23 protein-coding genes and 1 pseudogene are annotated in these 24,650 nt (G+C 67.4%); 15 read left to right on the top strand and 9 right to left on the bottom strand.

Annotated elements, in window-relative coordinates:
* Nucleotides 1–68 precede the first annotated feature (68 nt).
* The 12 genes from obgE to ACK4HL_RS04830 all read left to right on the top strand — a co-directional run bounded on the left by obgE (nt 69) and on the right by ACK4HL_RS04830 (nt 12,149).
* Complete coding sequence (obgE, locus tag ACK4HL_RS04885) at nt 69–1,115, top strand: GTPase ObgE (protein ID WP_409756920.1); 1,047 nt, start codon at nt 69–71, stop codon at nt 1,113–1,115.
* Nucleotides 1,112–2,239 carry a glutamate 5-kinase gene (gene proB, locus ACK4HL_RS04880; protein ID WP_409756919.1) on the top strand — a complete coding sequence of 376 codons (1,128 nt, stop codon included), beginning with the start codon at nt 1,112–1,114 and terminating at the stop codon, nt 2,237–2,239. The genes obgE and proB overlap by 4 nt, the downstream gene beginning before the upstream one ends.
* Nucleotides 2,236–3,507, top strand: coding sequence for a glutamate-5-semialdehyde dehydrogenase (locus ACK4HL_RS04875; RefSeq protein WP_409756918.1), 1,272 nt, complete (start codon nt 2,236–2,238; stop codon nt 3,505–3,507). The genes proB and ACK4HL_RS04875 overlap by 4 nt, the downstream gene beginning before the upstream one ends.
* The gene (locus ACK4HL_RS04870) at nt 3,504–4,127 is read left to right on the top strand and encodes a nicotinate-nucleotide adenylyltransferase (protein ID WP_409756917.1); all 624 of its coding nucleotides are present in this window, start codon (nt 3,504–3,506) and stop codon (nt 4,125–4,127) included. The genes ACK4HL_RS04875 and ACK4HL_RS04870 overlap by 4 nt, the downstream gene beginning before the upstream one ends.
* Nucleotides 4,128–4,150: 23 nt before the next feature.
* Complete coding sequence (gene rsfS, locus ACK4HL_RS04865) at nt 4,151–4,840, top strand: ribosome silencing factor (protein WP_409756916.1); 690 nt, start codon at nt 4,151–4,153, stop codon at nt 4,838–4,840.
* 4 nt (nt 4,841–4,844) lie between these two features.
* Nucleotides 4,845–5,327 (top strand): 23S rRNA (pseudouridine(1915)-N(3))-methyltransferase RlmH, encoded by a 483-nt coding sequence (rlmH, locus tag ACK4HL_RS04860; RefSeq protein WP_409756915.1) that lies wholly within the window; start codon nt 4,845–4,847, stop codon nt 5,325–5,327.
* Nucleotides 5,328–5,388: 61 nt separating this feature from the next.
* On the top strand, nt 5,389–6,642 hold the full coding sequence (locus ACK4HL_RS04855) for a murein hydrolase activator EnvC family protein (RefSeq protein WP_409756914.1): 1,254 nt from the start codon (nt 5,389–5,391) through the stop codon (nt 6,640–6,642).
* Nucleotides 6,639–7,988 (top strand): S41 family peptidase, encoded by a 1,350-nt coding sequence (locus tag ACK4HL_RS04850; protein ID WP_409756913.1) that lies wholly within the window; start codon nt 6,639–6,641, stop codon nt 7,986–7,988. The genes ACK4HL_RS04855 and ACK4HL_RS04850 overlap by 4 nt, the downstream gene beginning before the upstream one ends.
* Nucleotides 7,989–8,143: 155 nt before the next feature.
* Nucleotides 8,144–9,340: a divergent polysaccharide deacetylase family protein gene (locus ACK4HL_RS04845; protein ID WP_409756912.1), complete on the top strand. Its 1,197-nt coding sequence runs from the start codon at nt 8,144–8,146 to the stop codon at nt 9,338–9,340.
* Complete coding sequence (locus tag ACK4HL_RS04840) at nt 9,340–9,837, top strand: RNA pyrophosphohydrolase (RefSeq protein ID WP_409756911.1); 498 nt, start codon at nt 9,340–9,342, stop codon at nt 9,835–9,837. Before ACK4HL_RS04845 ends, ACK4HL_RS04840 begins: the two co-directional genes overlap by 1 nt.
* 8 nt (nt 9,838–9,845) lie before the next feature.
* Nucleotides 9,846–10,508: an HAD family hydrolase gene (locus tag ACK4HL_RS04835; RefSeq protein WP_409756910.1), complete on the top strand. Its 663-nt coding sequence runs from the start codon at nt 9,846–9,848 to the stop codon at nt 10,506–10,508.
* A 234-nt stretch (nt 10,509–10,742) separates the two neighbouring features.
* Complete coding sequence (locus ACK4HL_RS04830; RefSeq protein ID WP_409756909.1) at nt 10,743–12,149, top strand: DEAD/DEAH box helicase; 1,407 nt, start codon at nt 10,743–10,745, stop codon at nt 12,147–12,149.
* 363 nt (nt 12,150–12,512) lie between these two features.
* On the opposite strand, the gene ACK4HL_RS04825 is transcribed toward ACK4HL_RS04830, so the two are convergent.
* From ACK4HL_RS04825 to ACK4HL_RS04790, 8 genes are all read right to left on the bottom strand, one after another.
* Complete coding sequence (locus ACK4HL_RS04825; protein ID WP_409756908.1) at nt 12,513–12,908, bottom strand: F0F1 ATP synthase subunit epsilon; 396 nt, start codon at nt 12,906–12,908, stop codon at nt 12,513–12,515.
* Between the two features lie 5 nt (nt 12,909–12,913).
* Nucleotides 12,914–14,353: a F0F1 ATP synthase subunit beta gene (gene atpD, locus ACK4HL_RS04820; RefSeq protein WP_409756907.1), complete on the bottom strand. Its 1,440-nt coding sequence runs from the start codon at nt 14,351–14,353 to the stop codon at nt 12,914–12,916.
* Nucleotides 14,354–14,377: 24 nt separating this feature from the next.
* Complete coding sequence (locus tag ACK4HL_RS04815) at nt 14,378–15,256, bottom strand: F0F1 ATP synthase subunit gamma (RefSeq protein ID WP_409756906.1); 879 nt, start codon at nt 15,254–15,256, stop codon at nt 14,378–14,380.
* A gap of 13 nt (nt 15,257–15,269) precedes the next feature.
* On the bottom strand, nt 15,270–16,799 hold the full coding sequence (atpA, locus tag ACK4HL_RS04810) for a F0F1 ATP synthase subunit alpha (RefSeq protein WP_409756905.1): 1,530 nt from the start codon (nt 16,797–16,799) through the stop codon (nt 15,270–15,272).
* Nucleotides 16,799–17,359, bottom strand: coding sequence for a F0F1 ATP synthase subunit delta (locus ACK4HL_RS04805; protein ID WP_409756904.1), 561 nt, complete (start codon nt 17,357–17,359; stop codon nt 16,799–16,801). The genes atpA and ACK4HL_RS04805 overlap by 1 nt, the downstream gene beginning before the upstream one ends.
* Nucleotides 17,360–17,668: 309 nt before the next feature.
* On the bottom strand, nt 17,669–17,842 hold the full coding sequence (locus ACK4HL_RS04800; protein WP_409756903.1) for a hypothetical protein: 174 nt from the start codon (nt 17,840–17,842) through the stop codon (nt 17,669–17,671).
* Complete coding sequence (locus ACK4HL_RS04795) at nt 17,842–17,991, bottom strand: DUF1127 domain-containing protein (RefSeq protein ID WP_409756902.1); 150 nt, start codon at nt 17,989–17,991, stop codon at nt 17,842–17,844. The genes ACK4HL_RS04800 and ACK4HL_RS04795 overlap by 1 nt, the downstream gene beginning before the upstream one ends.
* A 216-nt stretch (nt 17,992–18,207) precedes the next feature.
* On the bottom strand, nt 18,208–19,887 hold the full coding sequence (locus ACK4HL_RS04790) for a formate--tetrahydrofolate ligase (RefSeq protein ID WP_409756901.1): 1,680 nt from the start codon (nt 19,885–19,887) through the stop codon (nt 18,208–18,210).
* Between the two features lie 263 nt (nt 19,888–20,150).
* Between ACK4HL_RS04790 and ggt the strand changes: the two genes are divergently transcribed.
* From ggt to ACK4HL_RS04775, 3 genes and pseudogenes are all read left to right on the top strand, one after another.
* Entirely contained in the window at nt 20,151–21,728 is a 1,578-nt protein-coding gene (gene ggt / locus ACK4HL_RS04785; protein ID WP_409756900.1) for a gamma-glutamyltransferase, read from the top strand.
* Nucleotides 21,729–22,078: 350 nt separating this feature from the next.
* A pseudogene (locus ACK4HL_RS04780) lies at nt 22,079–22,465 on the top strand (GGDEF domain-containing protein); the annotation flags it as partial.
* Between the two features lie 43 nt (nt 22,466–22,508).
* Entirely contained in the window at nt 22,509–23,897 is a 1,389-nt protein-coding gene (locus ACK4HL_RS04775) for an EAL domain-containing protein (protein ID WP_409756899.1), read from the top strand.
* Nucleotides 23,898–23,909: 12 nt separating this feature from the next.
* On the opposite strand, the gene phaR is transcribed toward ACK4HL_RS04775, so the two are convergent.
* Complete coding sequence (gene phaR / locus ACK4HL_RS04770) at nt 23,910–24,533, bottom strand: polyhydroxyalkanoate synthesis repressor PhaR (RefSeq protein WP_409756898.1); 624 nt, start codon at nt 24,531–24,533, stop codon at nt 23,910–23,912.
* Nucleotides 24,534–24,650: the final 117 nt, after the last annotated feature.

The following is a 24,650-nucleotide window of genomic DNA, read 5'->3' as shown; positions in this document are numbered from 1 at the left end:
CGGGAACCGTGGCCGATCCGCCACAGGGGACTAGGCGTGCCCGGCTTCTGGCGTTACAAGGCGAAATCATGAAATTTCTCGACCAGGCAAAGGTTTATGTGCGCTCCGGCAATGGCGGCGCGGGCTCCGTCTCGTTCCGGCGGGAGAAATTCATCGAGATGGGCGGCCCCGACGGGGGCGACGGCGGCAATGGCGGCGACGTGTGGATCGAGGCGGTGGACGGCCTCAACACGCTGATCGACTACCGCTACCAGCAGCATTTCAAGGCGGCGACCGGCGGCCACGGCATGGGCCGGCTGCGCGCCGGGGCCAACGCCAGGGACATCGTGCTGAAGGTGCCGGCCGGAACCCAGGTCTTCGAGGAAGACAACGAGACGATGCTCGCCGACCTCGCCCATGTGGGCGACCGCTTCCGCGTGGCGAAGGGCGGCAACGGCGGCTTCGGCAACGCCCATTTCAAGTCCTCCACCAACCGCGCGCCCCGCCACGCCAACCCCGGCCAGGAGGGCGAGGAGCGCTGGATCTGGCTGAGGCTGAAGCTCATCGCCGACGCCGGGCTGCTGGGCCTTCCCAATGCCGGGAAATCGACGCTGCTCGCCGCGGTCTCGGCGGCCAAGCCCAAGATCGCCGATTACCCTTTCACCACGCTCCACCCGCAATTGGGCGTGGTGCGCGTCGGCACCCAGAGCTTCGTGCTGGCCGACATTCCCGGCCTCATCGAAGGCGCCCATGAGGGCCATGGCCTCGGCACCCGCTTCCTGGGCCACGTCGAGCGCTGCGCGGTGCTCCTCCACCTGATCGACGTGACCGGGGAAGACCCGGTCGCCGCCTATCGCGTGATCCGCAAGGAGCTCAAGGCCTATTCGCCGGAGCTCGCCGGAAAGCCCGAGGTGATCGCCTTCAACAAGACCGACCTGCTGCCCGAGGAGGAGATCGAGGCGAAGCTCAAGGACTTCCGCCGCCGCATGCGCAAGACGCCGCTTCTCGTCTCGGGCGCCACGACGAAGGGCGTTCCGGAGGCGATGAAGAAACTCCTCGAGGTGATCGACACGGCGCGCCGCGCCGGCCGCAGCGAGGACGAGCCGGGCGTGAAGACGGAGGAGTGGCGTCCGTGAAGTCGCGGCTCGAACTGGCGCGGCGCATCGTCGTCAAGATCGGCTCCGCGCTGCTGGTGGACGGCCGGACGGGGACGATCAAGGCCTCCTGGCTCACCTCGCTGATCGACGACCTGGCGGATGCCCGGGTGAAGGGGGCGGAGATCATCATCGTCTCCTCCGGCGCCATCGCGCTTGGCCGCCGCACGCTGGGGCTTGCCAAGGGCGATCTCCGGCTGGAGCAGAAGCAGGCCGCCGCCGCCGTGGGACAGATCGCGCTGGCCCAGGCCTGGGCGGAGGCGCTCCGCACACGGAACATGGTGGCCGCTCAGGTGCTCGTGACCCTCACCGACACCGAGGAGCGGCGGCGCTACCTCAACGCCCGGGCGACTCTCTCGACCCTTCTCGAACAGGGGGCGGTGCCCGTCATCAACGAGAACGACACCGTGGCGACGAGCGAGATCCGCTATGGCGACAATGACCGGCTCGCCGCGCGCGTCGCTTCCATGATGTCGGCCGACTGCCTCGTGCTCCTCTCCGACATCGACGGGCTCTACACCGCCCCTCCCGGCGCCAAGGGTGCGGAATTCATTCCGGTGGTGGAGGAGATCACGCCCGCGGTGGAGGCCATGGCGGGAAAGCCCGTCTCCGGCCTCGGATCGGGCGGCATGATCACCAAGCTGGAAGCGGGCAAGATCGCCCTCGGCGCGGGCTGCAACATGGTGATCGCCTCGGGCCACGAGATGCATCCCCTGAAGCGCATCCTCGAGGGCGCGCGCTGCACCTGGTTTCTCGCCAATGCCTCCGCCCTCCAGTCGAGGAAGCGCTGGATCGCCGGAACCCTGCAGCCGATCGGGCACCTCGTGGTGGACGACGGCGCGGCGGCCGCGCTCGCGAGGGGCAAGAGCCTTCTGCCGGCGGGAGTGCGGAAGGTCGAGGGAAGCTTCGCGAGAGGCGACACGGTGTCGATCGTGGCGCCGAGCGGCCGCGAGATCGCGCGCGGCCTCGTCGCCTATGACGCAGGCGACGCAGCGCGGATCATCGGGCTCAAGTCCTCGGAGATCGAGAAGGTTCTTGGCTTCCGCGGCCGCGACGAACTGATACACCGCGACGACATGGTGCTGATGGGCGGGGAGCGCGCATGACGGTGAACATGACCAGCCGCGACATGATGACGACGCTGGGCCGCGCCGCCCGCGAGGCGGCAGGCCTGCTGGCGCTGGCACCGGCGGAGCAGAAGAACCAGGCGCTGCTGGCGATGGCGGCGAAGGTCCGCCGTTCCGCCGCCGACATTCTGGCCGAGAATGCCCGCGACCTCGAGGCGGCGAAGGCCAAGGAGCTGAAGGGAAGCTTCCTCGACCGCCTGACGCTGACCGGGGCCCGCCTCGAGGCGATGGCCAAAGGCCTCGAGGAGATCGCCGCGCTGCCCGACCCCGTGGGCCAGGTGATGGCGAAATGGACAAGGCCCAACGGCCTCGAGATTTCCCGCGTGCGCGTGCCGATCGGCGTGATCGGCATCATCTACGAATCGCGCCCCAACGTGACGGCGGATGCCGGGGGCCTCTGCCTCAAGTCCGGCAACGCGGCGATCCTGCGCGGCGGCTCGGACGGCTTCCACACCTCCGCCGCCATCGTCGCCTGCCTGCAGCGCGGGCTCGATGCCGCAGGCCTGCCGCGCACCGCGATCCAGATGGTGCCGACGGCGGACCGCGAGTGCGTGGGCCTCATGCTCGAGGGCCTGGGCGGAACGATCGACCTGATCGTGCCGCGCGGCGGCAAGAGCCTCGTCGCCCGCGTGCAGCAGGATGCTCGCGTGCCCGTCTTCAGCCATCTCGAGGGCATCTGCCATGTCTATGTCGACAAGGCGGCCGACACGGAGATGGCGAAGGCCATCGTGCTCAATGCCAAGATGCGGCGCACCGGCGTCTGCGGCGCGGCCGAGACGATCCTTCTCGACCGCGCCGGAGCGGAGAGGAACCTCAAGCCCATCATCGCCACGCTGATCGATGCGGGCTGCGAGGTGCGGGGCGATGGGGCCTGCCAGGCGGCCGACCCGCGCGTGAAGCCCGCCACCGAGGAGGACTGGTCGACCGAGTATCTCGACGCCATCGTGGCGATGAAGCTCGTCGATGGGGTTGGCGAGGCCATGTGCCACATCGCGGCGTACGGCTCGCAGCACACCGATTCGATCGTGACCGAGGACCGCGCCACGGCCGAACGCTTCCTCCGGGAACTCGACAGCGCCATCGTGCTGCACAACGCCTCGACGCAGTTCGCCGATGGCGGCGAGTTCGGCTTCGGCGCCGAGATCGGCATCGCCACCGGCAAGCTCCACGCGCGCGGTCCCGTGGGGGTGGAACAGCTCACCACCTTCAAGTACCAGGTGCGGGGCACGGGGCAGACCCGCCCATGATGCGCGCCGCCCCGCCCTTCGGCGATGGCCAGCGCATCGGCCTCTTCGGCGGCTCGTTCAACCCCGCCCACTACGGCCATTACATGGTGGCGCTCTACGCGCTGAAGAAGCTGAGGCTCGACTGGGTGTGGTGGCTCGTCTCGCCGCAGAACCCGCTGAAGGACCCTTCCGAAACCGGCGACTACGCCGCGCGCCTTGCCCACACGCGGCTTGCGGCACGCCACCCCCGCTTCGTGGTGACGGACATCGAGCGGGAGATCGGCAGCCGCACCACGGCGGAGACGCTGCGCGGCCTCGCGCCCTTGATGGCGCGCGGGCATTTCGTGTGGATCATGGGGGCGGACAGTTTCGCCGACCTGCACCGCTGGCATGACTGGCTGGAGATCGCCGAGGCCCTTCCGCTCGCCGTGCTGGCGAGGCCCGGCTATTCGCTCCGCGCCCTCGGAGGGCCCGCCGCCACCCGCTTTGCCGAGCAGCAGGTGCCGACGCATCTCGCGGGCCGCCTCGCCCTCATGAAGCCTCCGGCCTGGTGCTTCATCCCGATGCCGCTTCGGCCCGAAAGCTCGACCGCCATCCGCCGCCGTGCCCGCAAGGCCGTGGAGAGCGCCGCCGCCCCTTGAAGCGGGAGGCCGAACCCTCTAGCTTGGCGTGGCGTTGTCCACCCAAGAGGACCTGGCTCGCAGCCGATGCAGAGACCTTTCCGGAACCGAGGACCAAAGCACTGAAAGCGCCCGCGAAGAAGTCCGCCGCCAGGAAGGCCGCGGCAAGGAAGAAGGCAGCCCCCAAGGCCGGCCGCACCGCAACCAAGAAGGCGGCCCCGAAGAAGGCTCAACCGAAGCCCCGCCCCGAGGCGAAGTCGAAGCCGCCGCGCAAGCCCGTGAAGGACGTTCCGGCCGAACCGCTTCCCGAGATCCCGGCCGAACTCCTGGCGGAGGCGGCCAGGGCCGCGAAGCCCCGGAAGCCGCGGGGCAGGAAGGCGGAGGCGGTTAAACCCGCGGGCGCCCTCGACCTGATCCTCGCCCAGCTCGACGATGCCAAGGCCGAGCAGGTCGTCACCATTCCGCTCGACGACAAGACGGCGGTGGCCGACGCGATGGTGGTGGCCTCCGGCCGCTCGAACCGGCATGTCGGCGCCATTGCCGACCAGCTGGTGCAGAAGCTGAAGGAGAAGGGTTACCGCGACTTGCGCATCGAGGGCATGCCGCAATGCGACTGGGTGCTGGTCGACGCCGGCGACGTGGTGGTCCACATCTTCCGGCCCGAGGTGCGGAGCTTCTACAATCTCGAGAAGCTCTGGTCCTCCCACGCCCCCGACGACCGGATGGCGATGTGACGCCTTGCGTCTCTCCGTCATCGCGGCCGGGCGGCTGAAGCCCGGCCCCGAGAAGCTCCTCGCAGAGGATTACCTCACCCGGGCCTCGGGCCTCGGCCGCAAGGCGGGCATCGCGCGCATCGCCGTGACCGAATTTCCCGAATCGCAGGCCTCCTCCCCGGCCGCACGGATGGCGGAGGAGGCGCGTCTCATCGCCGGGGCGCTGCCGCCCCGCGCCTTCGGCGTGGTGCTGGACGAACGCGGCAAGGCGCTGGCGAGCGAGGCCTTCGCGGAATTGCTCCGCCGCCACCTTGAGACCGGCACGGCCGACATGGCCTTCCTCATCGGCGGCCCCGATGGCCACGCGCCTGAAACGCGCGAGCAGGCGGGCCTTCTCCTGAGCTTCGGGCCGATGACCTGGCCGCACCGGCTGGTGCGGGTGATGCTGTTCGAACAGATCTACCGCGCCGTGACGATTCTGACCGGCCATCCCTATCACCGGGGCTGATGATGCCGCGGGGCTTATGATTAACGGATTGTAAATGCGAAGCCGGGCAATGCTAGGGCCCATGCGACGTCTCGGCCTCACGGCGGCAGCGGCACTCCTGGCGCTCCTGGCACTTCTCCTGCCGGGCGCCTCGCTGCGCGCCCAGGAGGAGCAGGAACTCGAGACGCTCCGCCAGCAGATCGAGAACGCCAAGGCCGCGGAGGCCCGCATCGCCAGCGAGATCGCCGCCGCCATCCAGGAGCAGGACGACGTGGCCGAGAAGCTGGCGGCGATCGCCAAGTCGATCCAGGCGCAGGAGGCGGTGGTAGGCGAAAGCGAGGCCGAGCTGAAGCGGCTCGCCGAAGAGCGGGTGATCCTGCTCGCCAGCCTCGGCGAAAAGCAGGACATGCTCTCGGAGCTCCTCGCCGGGCTGCAGCGGCTGGAGCAGAACCCGCCGCCGGCGCTGGTGGTCCGCCCCGACGACATCCTCTCGGCCCTGAGAGGCGCGATGCTGCTCGGCACCATCGTTCCCGAGCTCGACGAGGAGGCGAAGGCCCTGAGCCTCAAGCTCGACGAACTGCGGCAGATCGAAGCGACGATAAGGACTCGCAAGGAGGAAGTGGCAGCCGAGGTGCAGAGGCTCGAGGCCGCCCGCGCCGACATGGCCCGCCTCGTCGTCCAGAAGAAGGCGCTGGTGAGCCGGTCGACCGCAGAACTCGACGCCGAGCGCCAGCGCACCGCAGCACTTGCCGACAAGGCCCGCTCGCTGAAGCAGCTGCTGGCCGACCTTGCGGAAGAAAGAAGGCGCCAGGAGGCCGAGGCGGCCGAGAGGCAGGCCGCCGAGGAGCTGGAGCGCCGCCGCCAGGAGGAACTGCGGCGCCGCCCCAGACTCGAGTTCGCCCAAGCCAAGGGCAAGCTCGCCTTCCCGGCCCAGGGGCAACTTCTCAGGCGCTATGGCGAGCCCGACGGGCTCGGCGGCCAAAGCCAGGGCCTGATGATCGCCACCCGTGCCGGCGCCCAGGTGACGGTTCCGGCCGACGGCAAGGTGGAATTCGCCGGCCCCTTCCGCTCCTATGGGCAGCTCGTCATCATCAACCCCGGCGGCGGATACCGGGTGCTGCTCGCGGGCATGGACAAGGTGACGGTGAACGTGGGAGAATTCCTGCGCGCCGGGGAACCCGTCGGGGAAATGGGCTCCGGCCCTGCTTCCGTCACACTTTTCGGTGAAGTGGTGCAGGACGAACGGCCGGTGCTGTATGTAGAATTCAGGAACAGCACAGAGGCGATTGATTCTGGTCCCTGGTGGATCGGCGGTATGAAAGAGGCGCGTGGATGAAGAAGAACTCCCGGTTGCAGAATTTCGGTCTGGTCTTGGCGGGCGCGGTATCGGCCTCGCTGCTCTGGCACGCCTTCGGCGTGGCGGGCGCGGCCTCCAATGCCGACACCTACAAGCAACTGAACCTGTTCGGCGACGTGTTCGACCGGGTGCGGGCGGATTACGTGGAAGCCCCGGACGAGCAGCAGATGATCGAGGCCGCGATCAACGGCATGCTCACCTCGCTCGATCCCCATTCGAGCTACATGAACAAGAAGCAGTTCCAGGACATGAGTGTCCAGACCCGGGGCGAGTTCGGCGGGCTCGGCATCGAGGTGACGATGGAGAACGGCCTGATCAAGGTGGTCTCGCCCATCGACGAGACGCCCGCCAAGCGCGCCGGCATCATGGCCAACGACCTGATCATCAAGATCGACGGCACCGAGGTGCAGGGCATGACCCTGACCGAGGCCGTGGACAAGATGCGCGGCAAGATCGGCACCGACATCGTGCTCACCATCCAGCGCGAGGGCAAGGAGCCCTTCGAGCAGAAGCTCACGCGTGACCGGATCCGCGTCCAGTCGGTGAAGTACAACATCGAGAACAACGACATCGGCTACATCCGCATCTCCTCCTTCACCGAGCAGACGCAGGAAGGCCTCGAGAAGGCGATGGAGCATTTCCGCACCACGCTGGGCGACAAGGCCAAGGGCTACATCATCGACCTCCGGAACGATCCGGGCGGCCTGCTCGACATGGCGATCTCCGTCTCCGACACCTTCCTCGACCGCGGCGAGATCGTCTCGACCCGGGGCCGGCATGCCGACGAGACCCAGCGCTTCAACGCGACGAAGGGCGACCTCTCCAACGGCAAGCCGGTGGTGGTGCTGATCAACGGCGGCTCGGCCTCGGCCTCCGAGATCGTGGCGGGCGCGCTGCAGGACCACAAGCGCGCGACGCTGATCGGCACGCGGAGCTTCGGCAAGGGTTCGGTCCAGACCATCATCCCGCTCGGCGGCGAGGGCGCGCTCAGGCTGACGACCGCGCGCTACTACACGCCCGCCGGACGCTCGATCCAGGCCAAGGGGATCGACGCCGACATCGTGATCGAGCAGGAACTGCCGCCGGAGCTTCAGGGCAAGGACGTCTCGACCGAGGGCGAGGCGGGCCTGCGCGGCCACCTCTCCAACGAGACGGGCGGCGAGGAAGGCGGCGGCTCATCGGCTTATGTTCCCGAGGACAAGACCAAGGACATGCAGCTCAAGGCGGCGATCGACCTCCTGAACGGCGTCAAGGTCGTCTCCAATGTCAAGCCGAAGGAAGAAGCGCCGGCGACCGGCGCCAAGGCCGGCACCACGGCCAACTGAACCTTCCGGCAGCACGATCGAGGACATGCCCGGCGCGGGCCCCCGCGCCGGGCATGTCCGTCTCCGCAGCGCCTTCCCCGCAAGGTTAACAGGCCGTTAACGGTTCGGGCGCGAAAGTCGGGACAACGAATCATGACGGCCCAGAAGTCCTGACCATGCCTCGCGACGAGTTGCGCCAACCCCTGCGGAAGCGGAGCCTGGGCGAGCGCCTGTGGGCGAAGCGCCCGAGCCTCTTCGCCTCGGCCGCCATTCTGGTGACGGCCTTGATGCTGGGCGGCGGCCTGTGGATCGCGCGCATGCCCCACCCCTTCGCTGGCGAGCCGGTGGTGGTGGCCGCGGTGCCTCCCATCAAGACGTTGACCACGGCCTCGACCACCGCTGCCGAAGATCCCCCGGCGGAGGAATCGCCCGAGGACATCATCGACCGCAATGCCGGCATTGCCGAGATCCAGCTGCCGGACGGCGCGCCGGCGGACGAAGCCGAAGACCCCTCTGCGCCCTACCGCGACGAGGCCGCCATCGTGATGGCGCCGCACCGTGCGCTGAAGCCCGCTCCCATCGCCGCGGTGACGGAGAAGACCGAGCAGGGCCCCCTGCCCCGCGTGGCGCAGAACGGCAAGAAGCCCTTCGACGTCTACTCTCAGGTGACGCCGCTGGCGGTGACTTCTTCCGGCCGCCCGAAGATCGCGATCGTCCTCGGCGGCATGGGTCTCAACCAGCGCCTCACCGATAAGGCGATCCGCGAGCTGCCCGGCGATGTCACCTTCGGTTTCGCTCCCTATGGCGAGAAGCTCCAGGCCCAGGTCAACAAGGCGCGCGCCCGCGGCCACGAGATTCTGCTGCAGGTGCCGATGGAGCCCGTCGGCTATCCCGGCAACAATCCCGGCCCCAACACGCTGCTGAGCGACGCGCCGGCGAAGGAAAACCTTGCGGCCCTCAAATGGCACATGAGCCGATTCGCCGGTTATGCCGGCATCACCAACTACATGGGCGCAAGGCTCCTCGGCGCCGAGGAAGCGCTGGAACCGGTGATGAAGGAGGTGAAGAAGCGTGGCCTCGTCTATCTCGAGGATGCCTCGGTGAACCTCACCTTGTCGCAGAAGGTGGTCGACGAGCTGCGGCTGCCCATGCAGCGCGCCTCCCTGATGATCGATGCCGATCCCACGGCACCGGCCATCGCCGCGGCCCTGGCGAAACTCGAACAGGAGGCGATCCGCAACGGTTCCGCCATCGGCACGGGCTCCGGCCTCGCCGTCACCATCGAGACGGTTGCGGAATGGGCGAAAACCCTGCAGGAGAAGGGCATATTGCTGGTGCCGGTGAGTGCGGCGTACAAGGGAAGAGCCACCTGATGGCAGCGCATGAGGAGATCACGGCCTACCGCCCCTGCGTGGGCGTGATGCTGCTGAACGCGGAAGGTCTCGTGTGGATCGGCCGCCGCTTCGACAAGCAGAACGACGAGGGCAAGGGTCACTGGTGGCAGATGCCGCAGGGCGGCATCGACGATGGCGAGGACATCCGCGGCGCGGCGCTGCGCGAACTCGCCGAGGAGACGGCGGTCACCTCCGCCGAGATCATCGCCGAGTCGCGCCAGTGGTATAACTACGACCTGCCGGACCATCTGATCGGCAAGTCCTGGGGCGGCCGTTACCGCGGCCAGACGCAGAAATGGCTGGCGCTGCGCTTCACCGGCGAGGACAGCGAGATCGACTTGAAGCCGCCCGGCCACAAGCAGGAGTTCGACGCCTGGCGCTGGGCGCCGATGGGCGAGCTCATCGACCTCATCGTGCCCTTCAAGCGCGAGGTCTACGCGAAGGTCATCGCCGAATTCCGCCATCTCGGCGCCTGACCCGCCCGATGGCCCATTTCATCTTCGATTGCGACGGGGTGCTCGTCGATTCCGAACCGCTCTCGATGCGTGTCGATGTCGAGATCCTGGCGGAGCACGGCGTCGTGATGGGCGAAGAGGAGGCGCACCGCCGCTTCGTCGGCCGCACCTTCGCCGCCATGATCGACGAGGTGACGCGCGACTTCGGCGTCAGCTTTCCGGCCGGCGTCTCGGCGGAGAAGGATCTCCGCCTGCTCGAACTCTACGAGCGCGAGCTGAAGCCGGTCGATGGCGTGGAAGCCGCCCTCGAGGCGCTGGGCAAGCAGCGCTTCAGCGTCGCTTCCAACTCGCCCGCGGAGCGCGTGGCGGCGGCACTCCGCATCACCGGGCTTACCCGCTTCTTCGGCAGCCGCATCACCACCTTCGAGCACGTGCCGCGTGGCAAGCCGGCACCCGACGTGTTCCTCGAGGCGGCACAGCGCGCCGGCTACGCGCCGGAAGCCTGCATCGTGATCGAGGATTCGGTGACGGGCGTCACCGCCGCTCATCGCGCCGGCTGCTTCGTGCTGGGCTTCACCGGAACCCATCCGCACCCGGAAGAACAGGCTGAGAAGCTTCTGGCGGCCGGGGCCGCGAAGGTCTTCGCGCGCATGCCGGAGCTTCCGGCGCTGGTGTCCGAAAGAATGCTTTGACAATCGGCGCCGGAGCGCCCATATGGGCCCTGTCGCCAGAGGCCGTCAGGAATACGTGAGGCGCACGCAAGGTGCAGCCGTTCCGGCCCGAGACAGAGCGACATCCCCGAACATACCTTTCACGTGGGTAGGTTTCAGCGCCCGCCCCGGCCTTGCATGGATGGTCCATGAGGAGGCCTCTTCGGACATGGGCTTGCGCTGCCCACACTCGTTCCGAAGATGAAAGATACCACGTTGACGAATTTTTCCGATCTCCAGCTCTCAGAACCCCTGCTCCGCGCGCTTGCCGCCGAGGGCTATGAGAAGCCCACCCCCATTCAGGCGCGTGCGATCCCGAGCCTTCTCGAAGGCAAGGACCTTCTCGGCATTGCCCAGACCGGCACCGGCAAGACGGCGGCCTTCGCGCTGCCGATGCTGCAGCGCCTCGCCGCCAGCCCGGAGCGCCCCGCGAAGGGCACCTGCCGCGCCCTCATCCTTTCGCCCACCCGTGAGCTCGCAGCCCAGATCGCGGACTCCTTCCGCGCCTATGGCAAGTTCATGAAGCTGTCGCGCGCCGTCGTCTTCGGCGGCGTGTCGCTCGGCAAGCAGATCGACATCCTGCGCGGCGGCGTCGACATTCTCGTCGCCACGCCCGGCCGACTGGTGGACCTGATCGAGCGCCGCGCGGTGACGCTGTCCAAGGTCGAGATCTTCGTGCTCGACGAGGTGGACCAGATGCTCGACCTGGGGTTCATCCACGCCATCCGCAAGATCACCGGCATGCTGCCGTCGAAGCGGCAGAACCTGTTCTTCTCGGCCACCATGCCGAAGGAGATCGCGGGCCTCGCCAACGGTCTTCTCACCGATCCGGTGAAGGTCGAGGTGACGCCGGTGGCGACGACCGCCGAGCGCGTCAACCAGGCGGTCATCCATGTTGCGCCCGAGAACAAGGCGAAGCTTCTGGCCGAGCTGCTCCGCGACAACAACATGACGCGCACCCTGGTGTTCACCCGCACCAAGCACGGCGCCGACAAGGTGATGAAGTCGCTCTCGAACGCCGGCTTCACGGCAGCCGCCATCCACGGCAACAAGAGCCAGAACAACCGCGAGCGGGCGTTGGCCGGCTTCAAGGCGGGCAAGATCCTCGTGCTGGTGGCGACCGACATCGCCGCGCGCGGCATCGACGTCGATGGCGTTTCCCATGTCGTGAACTACGATCTGCCGCATGTGCCGGAGAGCTACGTTCACCGCATCGGCCGCACGGCGCGCGCCGGCGCCGAGGGCTCGGCGATCGCCTTCTGCACGCCGGACGACCGTCCGCTGCTCAGGGACATCGAGAGGACCATCCGCGCCCAGGTGCCGGTGAAGGAGCATGAACTGGGGCTCAAGGGTGTGGCGCAGCTCGCCCCCACCTTCGGCTGGAACCCGATGGGCAAGGACAAGCCGCAAGGCGCGAAGCCGCACCACCGCGGCCAGAAGCCGAACCGCAACCACGGGAGCGGCAACGGCCAGCCCAAGCAGGGCAAGCCGCACGGCGAGAGGCCGCAAGGCGCCAAGCCCCAGCAGCCCAAGCGCGAGGCCGGCAAGTCCGGCGGCAGCCAGGCGCCGAAGCGCACCGGCGGCGGCAGCTGGATGACAGACCTCGGCAAGCGCCAGGCCTGAGAGACGCAGACGAAGTGATTCCAGAAGGGCCCGCCAAAGACGGCGGGCTTTTTGTTGGCGGCGGGAAGAGCAGCGGCGAGCCTCTTTTCGGTCAAGCGAAAAGATCCGAGGGCGGCGGGCCATGGCTCGCAGGCGATGCGCACCTCAAGTGTTCGATGCCGTCATGCCGGCGAAGGCCGGGACCTTTCCGCGCATGCCTTGCATGAAGCTGGACCCCGGCTTCCGCCGGGGTGACGCCCTTGGGCGGCAAGAGCGATTCCCGACGCTTCAATGACAGGTGGAATACGTAATGGCCCCTACGCCCAGAACAAAACCGCCGGAGCATTGCCCCGGCGGTTTCAATTCCATCGGTGATCTCTCGGATCACAACGCCGCTTGCAGCGCCTTCAGCTGTTCGAGCTGCTCCGAGGCCTTGCGCTGGGCCTCGCCGGGCTTGGCGTCCGCCAGATCCTCTTCCGCGTCCCGGATCTGCTTGGCGAGAACGTCCGGGCTGAGTTCCGCAACCGGGATCGCCACTTCGGCCAGCACGGTGAGGCCCTGCGGGTTCACTTCCGCCATGCCGCCCCGGACGAAGATGCGCTCGGAGGCGCCGCCCTCGCGGGCGACCGTCACCACGCCGGGGCGCAGCGTGGTGAGCACCGGCGAATGGCCCGGATAGATGCCCATCTCGCCCTCGGTGCCCGGGATGGTGACCGAGGCCACGTCGCCCGAGAACAGAAGCCGCGCCGGGCTCACGAGTTCGAAATGAAGGCCAGCCATCGCTCTTAGGCCGCCTCGGCCGCGAGGCGCTTGGCCTTCTCGATCGCCTCGTCGATGGTGCCGACCATGTAGAAGGCGGGCTCCGGCAGATGGTCATAGGCGCCCTCGCAGAGGCCCTTGAACCCCTTGATCGTGTCCTCGAGCTTGACCTGCACGCCGGCCGAACCGGTGAACACGGCGGCGACGTCGAAGGGCTGCGACAGGAAGCGCTCGATCTTGCGGGCGCGCGCCACGGTGAGCTTGTCCTCTTCCGAGAGCTCGTCCATGCCGAGGATCGCGATGATGTCCTGCAGCGCCTTGTAGCGCTGGAGGATCTGCTGCACCTGGCGCGCGACGTTGTAGTGCTCCTCGCCGATGATGCGCGGGTCGAGCATGCGCGAGGTGGAGTCGAGCGGATCGACCGCCGGGTAGATGCCCTTCTCCGCGATCGAACGCGAGAGCACGGTGGTGGCGTCCAAGTGGGCGAAGGAGGTGGCCGGCGCGGGGTCGGTCAGGTCGTCGGCGGGCACGTAGATGGCCTGCACCGAGGTGATCGAACCCTTGGTCGTCGTGGTGATGCGCTCCTGCATCGAGCCCATGTCGGTGGCGAGTGTGGGCTGGTAGCCCACGGCCGAGGGGATGCGCCCCAGGAGGGCCGACACTTCGGAACCGGCCTGGGTGAAGCGGAAGATGTTGTCCACGAAGAACAGAACGTCCTGGCCCTGGTCGCGGAAGTGCTCGGCCACCGTGAGGCCGGTGAGCGCGACGCGGGCGCGGGCACCCGGCGGCTCGTTCATCTGGCCATAGACGAGGGCGGCCTTGGAGCCGGCGACGGAACCTTCCTTCGGGTTCTTGTTCACGCCCGATTCCATCATCTCGTGATAGAGGTCGTTGCCCTCGCGGGTACGCTCGCCCACGCCGGCGAACACGGAATAGCCGCCGTGCGTCTTGGCGATGTTGTTGATGAGCTCCATGATGAGCACGGTCTTGCCGACGCCTGCGCCGCCGAACAGGCCGATCTTGCCGCCCTTGGCATAGGGCGCCAGGAGATCGACGACCTTGATGCCGGTGACGAGGATCTCGGCCTGGGTCGACTGCTCGACGAATTCAGGTGCCGCCTGGTGGATGGCGCGGCGGGCCTTGGCGCCGATGGGGCCGGCTTCGTCCACCGGCTCGCCGATCACGTTCATGATGCGGCCCAGCGTCTCGTCGCCCACCGGAACGGTGATGGGTGCGCCGGTGTTGGTCACGGGCTGGCCGCGCACCAGGCCCTCGGTCGAGTCCATGGCGATGCAGCGCACGGTGTTCTCGCCCAGGTGCTGCGCCACCTCGAGCACGAGGCGGTTGCCGCCATTGTCGGTCTCGAGGGCGTTGAGGATTTCCGGAAGGCCACCGTCGAAGGCGACGTCCACGACGGCGCCGGTGACCTGGGTGATGCGGCCGACTGCGGCCTCGCTGTTTGCCATGTGTCTGATCCTTCCCGTGTTCGGTTAGAGCGCCTCGGCGCCCGAAATGATTTCGATGAGTTCCTTGGTGATCTGCGCCTGGCGCTGGCGGTTGTACTTGATCGACAGCTTGTTGATCATGTCGCCGGCGTTGCGGGTGGCGTTGTCCATCGCACTCATGCGCGCACCCTGCTCCGAGGCCGCGTTCTCGAGGAGGCCGCGGAAGATCTGCACCGCGATGTTGCGCGGCAGGAGATCGGCAAGGATCTCGCCCTCTTCGGGCTCCGCGTCATAGACGGCCCCGCCGAGCTCGGCGGGCTTGGCGCCCGAGACGTCCGCCGGGATCAGGCGCAGTGCGGTGGGCTTCTGCGAGATCACCGACTTGAACTCGGAGAAGAACAGCGTCGCCACGTCGAACTCGCCGTTGTGGAACATGGCGAGCACCTTCTGCGCCACGGCCTGCGCCTCGGCGAAGGACATCTGCTTCACGTTCCGGAAGTCCATGTGCTCGACGATGTACTTGCCGTACAGGCGGCGCAGCGCGTCGTTGCCCTTCTTGCCGACGGTGAAGATCTTCACCGTCTTGCCCTGGGCGATGAGCCTGTCGGCGTGCTCGCGCGCCATCTTGGCGATCGAGGAGTTGAAGCCGCCGCACAAACCCCGCTCGGCGGTGGCGACGATGAGGAGATGCGTCTCCTGGAAGCCCGTGCCGGTGAGGAGCGTCGGCGCACCCGCCTTGCCCTCCATGGCGCCGGCGAGGTTCGCGATCACCGCCGACATGCGCTCCGAATAGGGGCGCGCGGCCACCGCGGCTTCCTGGGCGCGGCGCAGCTTCGCCGCGGCCACCATCTGCATGGCCTTGGTGATCTTGCGCGTGGCCTTCACCGAGGCGATGCGGTTTCGTAGGTCCTTGAGGCTCGGCATCTCGGCGCCTCGATCAGGCGAAGGACTTGGCGAAGGCCTCGACCGCGGCCTTGAGCTTCGGCATGGTCGCGTCCGAGATCGCCTTCTCGGTGCGGATGGCATCGAGGATGTCGGCGTGCTTGTCGCGCACGAAGCGCAGCAGGCCCTCCTCGAAGGCGCGCACCTTGCTGACGGGCAGCGGATCGAGGTAGCCGTTGACGCCGGCATAGATCACCACGACCTGCTCTTCCGTCTTCAAGGGCGAGAACTGCGGCTGCTTCAGGAGCTCGGTCAGGCGGGCGCCGCGGTTCAGGAGCTTCTGCGTGGCGGCGTCGAGGTCGGAGCCGAACTGCGCGAAGGCCGCCATCTCGCGGTACTGCGCCAGCTCGCCCTTGATCTTGCCGGCCACCTGCTTCATCGCCTTGGTCTGGGCGGCGGAGCCGACGCGCGACACCGAGAGGCCGACGTTCACCGCCGGGCGGATGCCCTGGTAGAAGAGGTCGGTCTCGAGGAAGATCTGGCCGTCGGTGATCGAGATCACGTTGGTGGGGATGTAGGCCGACACGTCGTTGGCCTGCGTCTCGATGACGGGAAGCGCCGTGAGCGAGCCCGCGCCCTGGCTGTCGTTCAGCTTGGCGGCGCGCTCGAGCAGGCGGGAGTGGAGATAGAACACGTCGCCCGGATAGGCTTCGCGGCCCGGCGGGCGGCGCAGCAGCAGCGACATCTGGCGGTAGGCGACGGCCTGCTTGGAGAGATCGTCATAGGCGATCAGCGCATGCATGCCGTTGTCGCGGAAGTATTCGCCCATGGTGCAGCCCGCGAAGGGGGCGAGATACTGGAGCGGCGCCGGGTCGGAGGCGGTGGCCGCGACGATGATCGAGTATTCGAGCGCACCGTTGTCCTCCAGCACCTTCACGAACTGCGCGACGGTGGAGCGCTTCTGGCCGCAGGCGACGTAGACGCAGTAGAGCTTGTCCTTCTCGGGCCCCGCGACGTGGATGGGCTTCTGGTTCAGGATGGTGTCGAGGATGATGGCGGTCTTGCCGGTCTGCCGGTCGCCGATGACGAGTTCGCGCTGGCCGCGGCCGATCGGAATCAGCGCGTCGATCGCCTTGAGGCCCGTCGACATCGGCTCGTGCACCGACTTCCGCGGAATGATGCCGGGGGCCTTCACGTCCACGCGGCGCGTCTGGCTGGCCTTGATCGGCCCCTTGCCGTCGATCGGGTTGCCGAGCGGATCGACCACGCGGCCGAGGAGTTCCTTGCCGACAGGCACCTCGACGATGGCGCCGGTGCGCTTCACCGTGTCGCCTTCCTTGATCTCGCGGTCGGAGCCGAAGATCACGACGCCGACGTTGTCGGTCTCGAGGTTCAGCGCCATGCCCTTCATGCCGTTGGCGAACTCGACCATCTCGCCGGCCTGCACGTTGTCGAGGCCGTAGACGCGGGCGATGCCGTCACCGACGGAGAGCACCTGGCCGATCTCGGTGACCTCGGCTTCCTTGCCGAAGTCCTTGATCTGCTTCTTGAGAATTGCGGAAATTTCGGCGGCGCGAATGTCCATCAGGCGGTTCCCTTCATGGCGATCTTGAGATTCTGGAGCTTGGTCTTCAGCGAATTGTCCATCATGCGGGAGCCCACCTTCACGATGAGGCCGCCGAGGATCGAGCTGTCGACCCGGGTTGTGAGCGCGACGTCGCGGCCGAGCGAGGACTTGAGCGCGGCCTTGAGGTCCGAGAGTTGCTGTTCGGAGAGCGGGGCGGCGCTGGTGACCTCGCCCGCGATCTCGCCGCGGGACTGGCTGAGGAGCGTGGCATAGCCCCTGATCATCTCGGGCAGCGCCGAGAGCCGGCGGTTCCGCGCGGCGAGCTTGAGGAAGTTCAGTGTGGTGCCGGTGATGCCGAGCTGGCCCGCGACGCCATCGAGGGCGGCGATCTGGTCTTCCGAGGAGAACACCGGCGAGCGGACGAGCCGCCTCAGGTCCTCCGACTGGTCGATGGCGGCGCCGAAGCTCTGAAGCTGGCGGCCAACCTCTTCGGTTGCCTTGTGCTCGGTCGCGAGTTCGAAGAGCGCGCTGGCATAGCGGCCCGGAACTCCGGAAACTGTCTGATCTGTGGTCGCCACGATCCGTCTTTCATTCGCTTTGCGGCACACGCCCGAAAGCCAGGCGCTCAGCCGCTTGAATTTCTGGGAGGCCGGCATGCACAGGGGCACACCCACGGGCCGGGACCCCAGCCCCGCCGCGCGCGTTGGCTATCACATGGGAAAAGGACTCGCAACCTCGATCACGCGGCGGATTGCCGCGACTTCCGCAGGGGGTGTCCGCTGCCAAATCGCGCCCCATCTCCCCGTTGCCTTTGCGCCATTGACGCCGCGCGGAAATGGAAATCCCGCCGGGATGGCCCGGCGGGTTCTTATTGGTCGGGACGTTGCTCAGCCTCTCAGTGCGCGCAAGCGTGCGACATGGCCGAGCTGATAGCGCCTGAGGCCCATGTCGGCGAGGTCGGAGTCGGACATGGCCTCCGCCTCGGCGCGCGCCCGCCGGTAGGCGGCGAGCTTCCGGCGGCGCTCCAGCCGGAGGAGCAGGGCCGCCTGCAAAAAGCTCATCAGCGCGCGGCCTCGCGGGCGAGGCGGATGATGTCGGAGCGCGAGATGCCGAGATCGGCGAGTTCGCGGTTGGAAAGGGCCTCGAGCTCCTTCACGGTGCGGGAATAGCGCTTCCAGCTGGCGTAGCGGGACTTCAGGACTTCGAACATGGGTAACTCCCCTGGCTTGAATTGCTCTGGCCCCTATTTAGGTGCACTGCAGCAGAAAGAGCATTGCAAAAAATGCATATCTAGTAGGAGTTCGTTCGAAAACAATAGCTTAACGGATCATTCACCCTTGCGGCCAGTGATGCTGCGGTGCCAGATGGAACGGAAAAGGCCCGGAGCAACGGCTCCGGGCCTTCCGGGAAGACTATTGAACGAAGATCAGAACAGCCCGGCGATCTGGCCCTTCTCGTCCAGACCGATCACTTCGGCGGACGGCACCTTCGGAAGTCCCGGCATGGTCATGATGTCACCGCAGATGACCACGATGAACTCGGCACCCGCCGAGAGCCTCACCTCGCGGATCGGCACCACGTGGTTGATGGGCGCGCCCTTGAGGTTCGGGTCGGTGGAGAAGGAGTACTGCGTCTTGGCCATGCAGATCGGGAATTTTCCGTAGCCAGCCGCCTCCCACGCCTTGAGCTGGTCCCGCACCGACTTGTCGGCCACGATGTCGTCGGCGCGGTAGATCTCGCGGGCGATGGTGCGCACCTTCTCGGCGAGCGGCAGCGCTTCGTCATAGATGGGCTTGAACTGGGCCGAGCCCTTGTCGGCCAGCGACGCCACGTGCTGCGCCAGGGCTTCCGTGCCCTTTCCGCCCTCCGCCCAGTGGGTGCAACGGAAAGCCTCCACGCCATGGGTGCGGCAGTAATCGATCACCGCCTGGATCTCGGCGTCGGTGTCGGAGATGAAGTGGTTGATGGCAACGGCGATCGGCACGCCGAACTTCTTCACGTTCTCGATGTGCCGGCCGAGGTTGGCGAGGCCCTTCTTCAGCACCTCGACGTTTTCGGTCTTGAGCTCGTCCTTGGCGGCGCCGCCATGCATCTTGAGGGCGCGCACCGTGGCGACGATCACCGTCGCGGCGGGCGAGAGGCCCGCCTTTCGGCACTTGATGTCGAAGAACTTCTCCGCACCCAGATCGGCCCCGAAGCCCGCTTCCGTCACCACGTAGTCGGCGAGCTTCAGCGCCGCTCTGGTGGCCATCGCCGAGTTGCAGCCATGGGCGATGTTGGCGAAGGGGCCGCCATGCACGAAGGCCGGGTTGTTCTCGAGCGTCTGGACGAGATTCGGCTGCAGCGCATCCTTGAGCAGCACCACCATGGCGCCCGGCGCCTTCAGGTCCTTCGCCAGGACCGCCGACTTGTCCTTCCGGTAGCCGATGACGATCTGGCCGATGCGGCGCTCGAGATCCTCGATCGAGGTGGCGAGGCAGAGGATGGCCATGATCTCGGAAGCGACCGTGATGTCGAATCCGGCCTCGCGCGGATAGCCGTTGGCGACGCCGCCCAGCGAGCAGACGATCTCGCGCAAGGCGCGGTCGTTCATGTCCATGACGCGGCGCCAGGCGACGCGGCGGGTGTCGATGCCGAGCTCGTTGCCCCAGTAGATGTGGTTGTCGATCATGGCGCTCAGCAGGTTGTGCGCCGAGGTGATCGCGTGGAAGTCGCCGGTGAAGTGGAGGTTGATGTCCTCCATGGGCACGATCTGGGCGTAGCCGCCGCCCGCGGCACCGCCCTTCATGCCGAAGCAGGGGCCGAGCGAGGGCTCGCGCAACGCCACCATCGCCTTCTTGCCGATGCGGTTCAGGCCGTCGCCGAGGCCGACCGTGGTGGTCGTCTTGCCCTCTCCGGCCGGCGTCGGGTTGATGGCGGTGACGAGGATCAGCTTGCCATCCGGCTTCGATTTCAGGCTGTCGATGTAGCCGAGCGACACCTTCGCCTTGGTGTGGCCATAGGGAATCAGGTCCTTCTCGGGGATGCCGAGGCCCTTGCCGATCTCCATGATCGGTTTCATCTTCGCCTCGCGGGCAATTTCGATATCGCTCTTCACCGTAGCCATTCCGTGGTCCCTTGCGTGGAGTGGAGATTTTTCCCGGCAGTAAAATCACATTACCGGCGGGAATTGTCGATAGCATCCTTTGGCCAAGCGCGGCCGGGCTCCCGGGGGCGGGCATGCCGCCGCCGAAAGGCTGCCATGCGGGTCGATGCTTCTTGCAACATGGCCCCGCCGCATGCGATCCCTTTTGCGACGTTTCTCGGAGTTTTTGTCCAGATCGCCCGGGAAGCCCGCCCCTCTCCGCCACCCTGTCAGGATTTTCGATCATGCGCAGCTTTGACCGTCCCGGCCGTTCCGCAGCCTATGGCGCGCGGGGCATGGCCGCCACCTCCGCCCCCCTCGCCACGCTGGCCGCCGTCGACACGCTCCGGGCGGGCGGCAACGCGGCGGACGCGGCGGTGGTCGCCTCGGCCGTGCTGTGCGTGGTGGAGCCCGCCATGACGGGCATCGGCGGCGACTGCTTCGCCCTCGTCGGCACGCCCGATGGCAAGGTGACCGGGCTCAATGCCAGCGGCCGGGCGCCCATGGCGGCCAATGCCGGCTGGCTCAAGTCCTCAGGCCTCACCGCCATCGCCCCGCGCTCGATCCACGCCATCACCGTGCCGGGCGCCATCGACGGCTGGGACGAACTGCTCCGGCGTCATGGCACGATGGACCTTGCCGAGGCGCTGAAGCCTGCGATCCGGCTCGCCGAGGAGGGTGTGCCCGTCACGCCACGCGTCGCCTTCGACTGGCCGGAAGACACGCCGGACCTCGCGGCGGACGAAGGCGGCCGCATGCATTACCTAAAGGACGGGAGAACGCCCGCCGTCGGCGAGACGATGGCCTATCCGGCCCTGGCCCATGCCATGAAGCTCATCGCCCGCGACGGGAAGGACGCCTTCTACCGCGGCGAGATCGCAGAAGACATGGTGGCAACCGTCAGGGCCAAGGGCTCGCTCCTCACGCTGGAGGATTTCGCCGCCCATCAGTCGAATTGGGTGAAACCGATTTCGACCGACTTCATGGGCCGCGAGATCCTCGAGATCCCACCCTCCGGCCAGGGCCTCACGGCGCTGATCGCGCTCAACATCCTGTCGCAGTTCGGCCTCTCGCGCCATGCGCCGGACTCGGTCGAGCGCCATCACCTGGAGATCGAGGCGATGAAAATCGCCTGGGAGCTGAGGAACCGCCACATCGCCGACCCCGACTTCGCGGAGGTTCCCGTCGACGAGCTGCTTTCGCAGAGGACGGCGGCGAAGCTCGCCGCCATGATCGACATGAGCCGGGCGCTCGACATCGACACCGCCATGCGCAACTCCGACACCATCTATCTCACGGTCGTCGACGAGAAGCGGCTCGCCGTTTCCTTCATCAATTCCGTCTATTACGGGTTCGGTTCCTGCGTCGTGACGCAGAAGACGGGGATCGCGCTGCAGAACCGCGGCGCCTGCTTCCTCACCGATCCCTCGCATCCCAACTGCATCGGGCCCGGCAAGCGCCCGCTCCACACCATCATCCCCGCCATGGTGAGGAAGGACGGCCTCATCGACATGAGCTACGGGGTGATGGGGGGCGATTACCAGCCCATGGGCCACATGACGGTGGCGGTGAACCGGTACGTCTACGGCATGGATCCGCAGGAGGCGATCGACTTCCCGCGCTACTTCCCCAAGGCCGGAAAGGTGCTGTGCGAGAGCGGCGTGCCGGAAGACGTGCGCCGCGGCCTCGCGGCGAAGGGCCATGAGCTGGATACGCCGCCGGAGCCGCTGGGCGGCGGGCAGGCCATCGTGATCGACCGGGACAAGGGCATGCTGGTGGGCGGCTCCGACCCGCGCAAGGATGGTTTCGCCCTCGGCTATTGATGCCGCGTTAAGGATTGCTTTCGACCTCCGTCTTTAGAGTAGGATTCTACCGTGAGACGAATCAGGCGGCCTGCCGCCCGGTTCGCGCCTGAGGATTGCCCGGAGGCCGCTTGAGGGACCCGAACGACGCCGTGCTGAACGGCCCCCCTGGGGGGACGGACGAGACGCTCCGCGAGGCGCTTGCCGCTTCGGGCCTTGCTGCCTATCGCTGGACCATCGCCACCGACGCGATCGAGTGGTCACCCAATGCCGCGGCGGTTCTGGGCGTCACCGCCGCCGCGCTCGAGACGGGGCGGCTCTTCGCCTCGCATCTCGACCCGCAGAACGTGACCAGCCGCTATGACACGGTGATGCGCGGCACCCTCGTCGACACGGGAAGCGGCGTTCCCTTCCAGATCGAGTACCGCTTCCGCCCGGGTGGCCGCGACGCCCGTGGCAGCCTGTGGCTCGAGGACCTCGGCCGCTGGTATGCCGGGGCCGACGGCAGGCCGGCCCATGTGCTGGGCACGCTCCGCCGCATTGACGAGCGCCACATGCGCGACCAGCAGCTGAGCTTCATGGGCCATTGCGACCCATTGACCGGCATGATGAACCGCGGGCGGATGATGGAGGCGCTGGGCGGCGCGCTCGCTGCCTCCCGCCGCGACGGCGCAAGCTGCGCGCTGGTGATCGCCGCCATCAACAACCTTGCCGTGGTCAAGGAAGCCTATGGCTTCGAGGTGGCCGACGAGGTGCTGGTCAAGATGGGCCAGCGGCTGAAGCGCGTGGTGCGCGCCGGCGATGCGATCGCCCGCCATTCCCGGCTCCAAGTTCGGCATCATCCTCAACCGCTGCAGCGAGGAGGACCTCGCCGTCGCCGCCGAGCGCTTCCTCTCGGTCGCCCGCGACAGCGTGATCGAGACGGCCCGCGGCCCGGTCTGGGCCTTGCTCTCGATGGGCGCGCTGGTGCTTCCCGCCCAGGCGGAAGACCCGAACCTGGCTGTCGCCCGGGCCGAGGAGGCGCTGGCGGAGGCCCGCAAGCTGCCCTCGGACGGGATCGTCATCTACCGGCCGTCACCGGAGCGTTCGGCGGCGCGCGCGCTGAACGCCGAGAGCGCCTCGGAGATCGTGCGCTGCCTGCGCGAGGAACGATTCCGCCTGGCCTTCCAGCCGGTTGTCTGCGCCAGGACCGGCAAACCCCTCTTCCACGAGGCGCTGCTCCGCATGACCGGCCCAACGGGCGCCACCGTGTCGGCGGGCCACCTGATCCCCATCGCCGAGAAGCTGGGGCTCGTCCGCCTGATCGACCGGGCGGTGGTGCAGATGGCGGTGGCGACCCTCGCGCGGCATCCCGGCGCGCGCCTCTCGCTGAACCTCTCCGGCACCACGGCGACCGATCCGCGCTGGCACGGCCAGATCATCGACCTCATCGCCGCCCAGCCCGGCATCGCCGACCGGCTCATCGTCGAGATCACCGAAACGGTGGCACTCGGCGACCTCAGCGAGACGATCCGCTTCGTCGAGCGGCTGCGGGGCCTCGGCTGCAGCGTCGCCATCGACGATTTCGGCGCCGGCTACACCTCCTTCCGCAACCTGCGTGCACTCGCCGTGGACATGCTGAAGCTCGACGGCACCTTCTGCAGCCATCTCGCGGAGACGCCGGACCACCAGTATTTCGTGAAGTCGCTCATCGAGCTCGGCCACACCTTCGGGCTGAAGACGGTGGCCGAGTGGGTGGAAAGCGAGGCCGATGCCGCGCTGCTCCGCGACTGGGGGGTCGACATGATGCAGGGCAATCTCTTCGGCGCGGCAAGCCTCGAGACGCCCTGGCAGGCGGCGGACCCGGCGTCGGCCATGCCCTTCACGCTGGGCCAGATGCCTTTCGATCAACCGGCCAGGCCGGAGGAGGACGACATGGACAAGGAGCTTTTCGAACTGGCCGAAGCCAGTGCCGCGCGGCTTGCGGAGGAGGAGGAGAACGAAGAACTCTTCCCCCCGCCGCCCGCCCAGGAGACGGTGGAACGCTACGAGCGGATGCTGGAGGGAGACCTCGCCGCGCTCCGCCGCGCCATCGCCGCGCTGGACGGCGCGTTCAGCAGGCCGTCGGCGCCGGAAACCGGGCCTGAAACAGTGGGCGAGCCGAGCTTCGCCGACCTGGTGAGCGACACCGCCTTCCGCCGCGTCGGCTGAGGCGGCTTCCGCCTACTTGTCGTTGCTGAGCGTGTCCAGCTTCTGCTGCATTGCAGCAAGCTGATCCTTCAGAGCCTGAAGATCGTCCTTGGCGGGCGCGGCCGAGCCGTTCTGCGGCTGCTGCGGCTGCCCCTTCGGGGGAGGCGGAGCACCCGGCACGGCCCCGCTCATCGCCGCGGCGAACGGATTGAAGACCTTCATGGCATCGCTAAACATGGCCATGTTCCGCTGCGCCTGGTCCTGCATGGCCTTGAAGGGATCGGCCCCCCAAGCCTCCATCATCTGGCTGCGGAACTTCTCCTGCTCCTTGCCGAGGTTCTCGAGCGAGAATTCGAGGAAACCGGGCACGAAGGCCTGCATGGAATCGCCGTAGAAGCGGATGAGTTGGCGGAGGAAATTGATGGGCAGCAGGTTGGTGCCCTTGTTCTCTTCCTCGAAGATGATCTGGGTCAGCACCGAGCGGGTGATGTCCTCGCCGGTCTTGGCGTCATAGACGAGGAAATCGGTGCCTCCCTTCACCATGGTGGCGAGGTCGTCGAGCGTCACGTAGGTGCTGGTGGACGTGTTGTAGAGGCGCCGGTTGGCGTATTTCTTGATGACCACGGCGCCCTGGGGCTGAGCCTTCTCTTCACTCACCGGCTTCCTCCTCGACTCCCGGCCTCCGAGCCCTCCCTTTTGGCGGGAATTATGGGCTCTCCTGAGCCCCGAGCATTGCTCTCCGCACTGCACAATTGCAAGCGCAAAAATTTTCGC

The sequence above is a fragment of the Aestuariivirga sp. genome, assembly GCF_046294715.1.
Classification (GTDB): Bacteria; Pseudomonadota; Alphaproteobacteria; order Rhizobiales; family Aestuariivirgaceae; genus Aestuariivirga.
Note: the sequence above shows the minus strand (reverse complement) of the source record. Positions and strands in the feature narration are given on the sequence as shown.

Coding starts and splice junctions, on each gene's coding strand:
- obgE (WP_409756920.1), top strand. CDS start 69: ATGAAATTTCTCGACCAGGCAAAGGTTTATGTGCGCTCCGGCAATGGC.
- ACK4HL_RS04875 (WP_409756918.1), top strand. CDS start 2,236: ATGACGGTGAACATGACCAGCCGCGACATGATGACGACGCTGGGCCGC.
- ACK4HL_RS04870 (WP_409756917.1), top strand. CDS start 3,504: ATGATGCGCGCCGCCCCGCCCTTCGGCGATGGCCAGCGCATCGGCCTC.
- ACK4HL_RS04855 (WP_409756914.1), top strand. CDS start 5,389: ATGCGACGTCTCGGCCTCACGGCGGCAGCGGCACTCCTGGCGCTCCTG.
- ACK4HL_RS04850 (WP_409756913.1), top strand. CDS start 6,639: ATGAAGAAGAACTCCCGGTTGCAGAATTTCGGTCTGGTCTTGGCGGGC.
- ACK4HL_RS04845 (WP_409756912.1), top strand. CDS start 8,144: ATGCCTCGCGACGAGTTGCGCCAACCCCTGCGGAAGCGGAGCCTGGGC.
- ACK4HL_RS04840 (WP_409756911.1), top strand. CDS start 9,340: ATGGCAGCGCATGAGGAGATCACGGCCTACCGCCCCTGCGTGGGCGTG.
- ACK4HL_RS04835 (WP_409756910.1), top strand. CDS start 9,846: ATGGCCCATTTCATCTTCGATTGCGACGGGGTGCTCGTCGATTCCGAA.
- ACK4HL_RS04825 (WP_409756908.1), bottom strand. CDS start 12,908: ATGGCTGGCCTTCATTTCGAACTCGTGAGCCCGGCGCGGCTTCTGTTC.
- atpD (WP_409756907.1), bottom strand. CDS start 14,353: ATGGCAAACAGCGAGGCCGCAGTCGGCCGCATCACCCAGGTCACCGGC.
- ACK4HL_RS04815 (WP_409756906.1), bottom strand. CDS start 15,256: ATGCCGAGCCTCAAGGACCTACGAAACCGCATCGCCTCGGTGAAGGCC.
- atpA (WP_409756905.1), bottom strand. CDS start 16,799: ATGGACATTCGCGCCGCCGAAATTTCCGCAATTCTCAAGAAGCAGATC.
- ACK4HL_RS04800 (WP_409756903.1), bottom strand. CDS start 17,842: ATGAGCTTTTTGCAGGCGGCCCTGCTCCTCCGGCTGGAGCGCCGCCGG.
- ACK4HL_RS04795 (WP_409756902.1), bottom strand. CDS start 17,991: ATGTTCGAAGTCCTGAAGTCCCGCTACGCCAGCTGGAAGCGCTATTCC.
- ACK4HL_RS04790 (WP_409756901.1), bottom strand. CDS start 19,887: ATGGCTACGGTGAAGAGCGATATCGAAATTGCCCGCGAGGCGAAGATG.
- ggt (WP_409756900.1), top strand. CDS start 20,151: ATGCGCAGCTTTGACCGTCCCGGCCGTTCCGCAGCCTATGGCGCGCGG.
- ACK4HL_RS04775 (WP_409756899.1), top strand. CDS start 22,509: ATGCGATCGCCCGCCATTCCCGGCTCCAAGTTCGGCATCATCCTCAAC.